This is a genomic window from Desulfobacter sp., assembly GCF_050177295.1.
Genome location: NZ_JBFXHE010000261.1, coordinates 1 through 6,433, shown reverse-complemented (window position 1 = coordinate 6,433; position 6,433 = coordinate 1). Strand labels below are relative to the sequence as shown.

Genomic DNA, 6,433 nt, shown 5'->3' with positions numbered 1-6,433 from the left:
GTCATATAGGTCGAAATGGCGCTAATGTTACCTCGGTTCATCAGCCGATAATGGGAACATTCCGGGTTTGGGCATGGCTGGCCCCAGTCCTTGGGTTTTCGCATGGGTCAATCCTCCAATCAATTCGGTATATATATCCAAACTGATAGGATAATTGGCATTTTTTCTTTTTCAAAGTTATTACCGGGTGAGCACCTTTTTCCCAGCAAATCAATCAAATGGTGCCACTGTTCCACATAAGTTTTCACATCGGCGGTGTTGCCACTAGGGCGCATTCCCATTTTCCCGGTTTTAAAAAAGTCTATCTTTTAGTGCAAAAAGCATGATATTTTCTGCTAAACTGAAACGAACAAAAAATGGATTGTGCTGATGAAAAAAGCTGAAGATTGCAATACTGTTGATGAAGTCTATGCTTGCCTGAAAGAACTGGAAGAAGATCCGAATCGCTTGGTTCGCAATGCTAAAGAATTGGAACAGATGGAACAGGAACTTCTTGGGTATACGAATCGGATAAGCGCCTTGCTTTTAAAAAAAGTATCCAGGCCTCAGTAGATTCCCCCGATCGGGTTGATCAAGAAAAAGAATTGATGTCCAACTGGCCGGGGCGGATGAAAAGCGAAGGGTTTGAGACCGTTTCGATTCAGCTTTGTACAGGTATTTCGGTTGATATTTGTGTTCGATATTATCGGCGATCCTGTGATCGTCGAAATCGAAAAAGGTATAAAGGTGCATACGCCGGTTTAATCCTTCTTGGAATCCATGATCGCTGCTCACCAGCTTTGGCATCTATGGTGAGTTCTTGGTCAGCCTTATTGAGTTCTTTTGATGAAGTCCGTCAAGTGCTTTGTGACCATGGTATGACGTTGGATATAAAGGTTATTCGTAAACTCACCTATCGGTACGCAGAGCGGGCCCGAGCCGAGCAACAAGCGGGTCGAATCCCATTAAATGATGGAGACACACTTGAAGGTCGGCGAGTCGTTATAAGCACTGATGGTGGGCGCATAATGTTGAGAACTCAAGACTAAAAATACATATTGGAATAGTTGGAGCCCAGTACCTGATTTCCGATTTTTTTTTAAAAGTCCCCTGTCTTCCGAAAACGGCGGAAGACAGGGAACTTTTGATTTTATACAAAACCGATGAGAGGCCAGTATACCAGCATGCTCAGAACACAGACCAGCAAAAGGACAAGCGCCCAGATTACAGCCACCTTGATGAATTCCTTCTGGGTAAAATACCCGGTGCTGTAAGCAATAATGGTGGGCGGGCACCCGATGACCAGCATGATAAAGGAGGTGGTCATGGGGGCAATCATGGTTACGGCTTCCGGGGACATCTTCATCATTTCCGCCATGGGCAGCATGATGGGCAGCATCAGGGCCACGGCGGCGGAATTGGACATCATGCTGGAAAGAAAGGATCCGAAAAATCCCATGCCGTAATAGACCACGAACATGGGTTGGCCGTCCAGCAAAGGCAGAAAGGTCTCAGCCAGGAACCGGCCGGCCCCGCTGTCCAGCATACAGTTGCCGAGAGATACGCCGGCGCCGAAGACGATCCAGGATTCCCAGGGGAATTTGTCGCAGATGGTTCTGAAGCTGATCCAGCCCGGGGCGCAGAACCCGAGAAGGGCAAAGGCTGCGGGAACGCTGTAATGCCAGTGGGTCAGATCTCCCATGAACCAGAGGGTGAAGGTGATGATGAAAATGGTGAGAACCCCTTTTTCTGCGGTGCTCATGGGTCCCGGGTCCGCCAGTTCCACCCCTGCCAGCTCCTTTTCCTCGGGCCGGATCAAGGCCCAGAGGATGGCCCAGGTAGTCACGGCCGTCAAAATACAGATGGGGAACTGGATGACGATATATTGCAGAAAGCCGATGGAGATTTTTCCTTCGGTGAATTTATAGAGAATTTCCAGGGCCAGGGGGCATCGCCCGCCGCCGAGAAGGGTTCCGAATCCTCCGGCTGAAGAGGCAAGAGGGATGAGAAGAATGAAAAACATGGGCAGCTTATGGCCCTGGCCCGGCTTCAACCCCATGCTCATGAAGACCGGCACAAAGGCGAAAACCATGATAACGGTAATGGTGGCATCGTGAAAAATGGTTGAGGTCATGGTGCAGCCGATGGCCAGGATCAGGCTCAGACGCTTGACCTTGGTGCCGGCGAATTTGAGAAGATAATACATGAGCCGGTTGGCTAGTCCTACCTCATTTAAGACCACGCCGAACATGATGACCATCATGACAAACATGACGGCCGGGCTGGCAAAGGGAGCCCAGGCGGTCTGGGCATTCACGATTTTCAGCAGTATCAATCCCGCCGCTGAAATCAGGGCCGTGGTGCCGATGGGAACGGCTTCGCTGACCCACAAAAAGACTACGGCTACTAAAAGCCCCAGAAGCCTTTGTCCTTCCGGGGGTAAATTATCCGGTCTGGGCAACAGCATAATTCCTATCCCCAGAGCAAGCGCGATGACTAATTTGATGATCATGGACCGGATGTTTACCGGTTGATTCAAGGTTTCGATTTCAGCCATAATTATGTGACTCCGTTATTTGTTATTATTCCCAATTCCCAATTTTTCCTTATCCGTTTTTCAGTCTGATAGGCAAGATTCACGAGCGGTGGATACCCCGGCGGGCCAGACGAAAGCACTTCCCGATAATGGGTTTCATCGTCAACCAGAAGGATACTGATTTCATTTGTCATAGGGCTATTGATTATCCATTCCCATAATATCTTTCAGCCTGTCTCCATGTTTGAAGAAAAAAAAAGGGGGGGCAATATTTTTTGTTCGCAAAAGATAATTTATACACTGCTCTGGCGCAACAGGGCGGCTGATTCAGCCTGGCGGATACGTTCCAGTTGATCGATTCTGCGCTGCCTGGCCTTGTTCAGTTTTTCGGTCAGTGTATCAAAATCAGCGGGCTTGAGCAGAAAGTCGAAGGCGCCTAATCTCATTCCCTCGACAGCGGCCTGTATGGTTCCGTGCCCGGTCAGCATGATGACCTCAACCATGGGATGAGTTTTTTTAATTTCCTTAAGGGTTTCGATACCGTCCATTCCCGGCATTTTCACATCAAGGATGATGACGTCGACTTCGTTTTTTTCCAGGGCCTTGAGGCATTCACTGCCGTTATAAGCTGAGATGACATTTTCACCGTTTTGCGTGAGCCTGAGAGAGAGGATTTCTACAAAATCTTCTTCATCATCAACCAGCATGATGGTGCTTTTTGTTTTAAACATCATAATGATATCCTGTTTTAGAGAATTTATAAATAGTCTCCGCCGGAGCGGGTTTCACAAATACCTGATAATTGCATTCATAGGCTCGTCTCTAAATAGAAAGGAAATCATTCTTTGTCAAGATAAATGTTGATTTCTAAAGGATTGAAATGGAACTGCCGTGACCGCTGCCGGAGAACCCTGATCCGCCGTCAAAAAAAATAAAAAACCCCGTTGAACTTGATGAATCAAGCAGATAGAGTGTTTGTGCAACCAAAAACCTATCACCAACGGGGTGAAACAAACTATGACACAAGGCGTGTTACCATTCAAGTACAAAGAGGAAGAAAGCAGGAACGGGATGACTGCGCTTGCTGGATTGCCGGTCTATCTGGACCTTGTCGAAGTATAGGTTTCCAGAAAATTAAATTGTTAATATTTGAAAAAAGTTATATTCCTAATTTTATTTGAAAAAAATTAAGAACAACACGAAATCTTCTGGGTGTGTCCCACCTTTTACATGAGAAGAAATTTTGAAATTTTAATCAAAACAGTAGAGCAAATTTTATTTGACCCAGTGCCGGACAATTGCCATCTTCCATTATACACACCTGAATGAGGGAAGGAGGATGAAAAATGCCTGTAATAATTCAAAGTCAGTTCAATTCTGCCGTTGTGGAAGCAAATCTGGATATATTCACCCGTTCATATACGGAAGGGGTGAATACAATTATAGAATTTGATATAACCTACATTTCGCTCTTTAATTCATAACTATTTGAATTTATTAATAGCGGAGTTAAAGTTGAGTGAGAATGCATAATTTTATTTCTTATAAATTAAAATAGTTACAGAAACAAGCGAAATGTAGGATATAAGGAAGCGGGATTGGCAGAAAGAAGCCGGGATAAGCCATGATGTTTACAGGCCGGAAAAGACATATAATGTAGACATACACGAATTTTCAGTATTTCATAATCCGATTGTTTACCGGTTTATATCAGCTCAGGCCTGGTATTATGATGACCAGAACAGACAAATCTGGTTCACCCCGAAGCTCAGGGAGGTATCAGCACAACAGCATGTGAGCAGAGGTGTGTTGCGTCTGGCATGTTTTTTGGCAGTTGTCTGCGGAGTGAGTCTGAGGAATATTGCAACAATATTCACAGTGTTGTTTCGGATTCCTGTAAGCAAGTCGTCTGTAAAAAGATGGATTGACACAATCGGAAGCAGTCTTCCTTCTGAAGAGGAAATTTTAAAACAGCTTCTGGAACTAAAAAAAACGAATCAGTGTCATATTGACGGTTATTATCCCATGGGGACAAACAACTGCGTGATGGTTATAAAAGATGAGTCTGATCGGATTCTTATTACTCATGAGGCCGCTTCGGAAAACGGGGATGATGCCATTCAGTTTTTACAAAAGATAAAAGAATGCGGAATGACAGTTATTTCGGCGTTTTCAGATTATTCAGACAGCTATGTGAAAGCAATCACAGAGGTATTCCCTGATGCTAAATTTCAGGCTGATCATTTTCATACGGCGAAAAATATATGGAAAAATTTAAAAAAATGCCTTCTGGAATACAGAAGGAATCTGAAAGCGGAAGGTGAAAAAAATAAGGACGAAGATATGCTGGAAATTGCCTCAGAGCTTTGGAAACTGCGATGGATATTGCTGAAAAAGCCTTCTAACCTGACTGAAAACGAACGTGAAAAGATAGAAGCGCTTGAAAAAAGGGACAGCGGCTTTATTTCAAAATTTCGTTCCATAATCGGTCAAATTGCAAATATTTTTGGCCTGGTTCAATTCTCCAGGAGAGAAGGTAACAGTTTTGGGTAAACAGTTTACTCACCATAAAAGATAAACCTCTTAATTTACGTATCAATCTGTCATTCAAAAGAGTTATGTATTCCTAATATCTGTAACCCTGTTTTGAACCATGCCATATTTTTGATCATTCAAATACGGAGATTCAGGCTAAAATAAAACTGAAAAATTTGAAAAATCAGATTGAAAAACTTGAAAACAGTTATTTGTGTAAGATAGCGAAGTTTTTTTTCTGATCACTGGGATGCTGCTATGCAGTATCTGAAGAAAAAAGGGTTGGCCAAATATCGGCGCTCTTCAAATTCGGAATCGGGTATGAGGCTTCTCAGGCGTCTGGAAAAAAATCATGACGGCATAAGGTCAGCGGAAACACGAAAACACTATATAAAAATTTATCAGGCAATAAAATATTTGTCAGCTGATGTTACTGAGTTCATAAATTCAGGTACAGAACAAGACATTATGGAAAAACCCCCTATATAATGGATATGTAAAAGGTGGGACACACCCTTCTTTGCTTACTCGCAGAATCGCTGCAATATCATCAATGTCTTTACCTTCCGCGATGGCCAAAATTGCCCGGATTCGATTGACGATTGTCAGTTGTCCTGATTTTTGGGCTTGAGAGAGTGCTTTGAAAAGGGATTTGCGCTCAAATTTTGACAAAGTTAACCGAAAATAAAGCATGATGACCTCCAGAAGATTTCGTGTTGTTCTTAATTTTTTTCAAATAAAATTAAGAATATAACTTTTTTCAAATATTAACAATTTAATTTTCTGGAAACCTATATGTCCGGACTGAAGGAAAGTCTTCCGTTCCGGCCATAGTCAGTGTCTGAAGGACTGTCTTTTTGAATTCAAAAAGACTGGATCTCCCCCCAAAGGGAGTGGGTAGATCGACTGAAGCCGACCTCTTTTTATTCATGCGTCAGCACTGCCCGGAAAACATCTAACTTTCTTTTTTTACTGTTAATTTTTTTTTCTCTTTACGAGCAGCAAAGGTAAATGGAATGTGCGGTAAAAAGTGTCGGATGCTTTGAACGGGGCTCAAAAAAGAATTTAAAGTTCTTTTTTTTGAACAATCGCTTTTCTTTATGCGCATCATCATAAGGGGCCCGGGGAATATATAAAAAACATTGCGTTTTTTTCTGGGATTTTTTAATAAGAATTTAAAGTTCCTTTTTTAGCCGGTCGCGTTGGGGACATATCAGGCCGAAATAGTGTGACAATAGATAAAGGCATAACAACGTTTTTGAAAAAACTTCATTTTATCCTCAAGCAGGCAGATGCCTTAAAAGGCATCCAAGACAACCTGTCATCTGTTTATCATATTGATTCCAACCGGCAATTGAGTGCGGCTCTTCAGGTTTTCCGCCG

5 protein-coding genes are annotated in these 6,433 nt (G+C 43.2%); 2 read left to right on the top strand and 3 right to left on the bottom strand.

Features of this window, described 5'->3' with window-relative positions; translation table 11 throughout:
- The first annotated feature begins 369 nt into the window (after nt 1–369).
- Entirely contained in the window at nt 370–552 is a 183-nt protein-coding gene (locus AB7U36_RS16170) for a hypothetical protein (protein ID WP_320397662.1), read from the top strand.
- Between the two features lie 577 nt (nt 553–1,129).
- On the opposite strand, the gene AB7U36_RS16165 is transcribed toward AB7U36_RS16170, so the two are convergent.
- Together AB7U36_RS16165 and AB7U36_RS16160 are read right to left on the bottom strand one after the other, a co-directional pair.
- Nucleotides 1,130–2,536 carry an SLC13 family permease gene (locus tag AB7U36_RS16165; RefSeq protein ID WP_428160736.1) on the bottom strand — a complete coding sequence of 469 codons (1,407 nt, stop codon included), beginning with the start codon at nt 2,534–2,536 and terminating at the stop codon, nt 1,130–1,132.
- 272 nt (nt 2,537–2,808) lie between these two features.
- Nucleotides 2,809–3,246, bottom strand: coding sequence for a response regulator (locus tag AB7U36_RS16160; protein ID WP_428160737.1), 438 nt, complete (start codon nt 3,244–3,246; stop codon nt 2,809–2,811).
- Between the two features lie 1,078 nt (nt 3,247–4,324).
- Here AB7U36_RS16160 and AB7U36_RS16155 point away from each other — a divergent pair.
- Nucleotides 4,325–5,068 (top strand): transposase, encoded by a 744-nt coding sequence (locus AB7U36_RS16155; protein ID WP_428160735.1) that lies wholly within the window; start codon nt 4,325–4,327, stop codon nt 5,066–5,068.
- 429 nt (nt 5,069–5,497) lie between these two features.
- Here the strand turns inward: AB7U36_RS16155 and AB7U36_RS16150 are convergent, their stop codons facing one another.
- Entirely contained in the window at nt 5,498–5,743 is a 246-nt protein-coding gene (locus AB7U36_RS16150; RefSeq protein ID WP_428160734.1) for a hypothetical protein, read from the bottom strand.
- Between the last annotated feature and the right edge of the window lie 690 nt (nt 5,744–6,433).

Coding starts and splice junctions, on each gene's coding strand:
- AB7U36_RS16170 (WP_320397662.1), top strand. CDS start 370: ATGAAAAAAGCTGAAGATTGCAATACTGTTGATGAAGTCTATGCTTGC.
- AB7U36_RS16165 (WP_428160736.1), bottom strand. CDS start 2,536: ATGGCTGAAATCGAAACCTTGAATCAACCGGTAAACATCCGGTCCATG.
- AB7U36_RS16160 (WP_428160737.1), bottom strand. CDS start 3,246: ATGTTTAAAACAAAAAGCACCATCATGCTGGTTGATGATGAAGAAGAT.
- AB7U36_RS16150 (WP_428160734.1), bottom strand. CDS start 5,743: ATGCTTTATTTTCGGTTAACTTTGTCAAAATTTGAGCGCAAATCCCTT.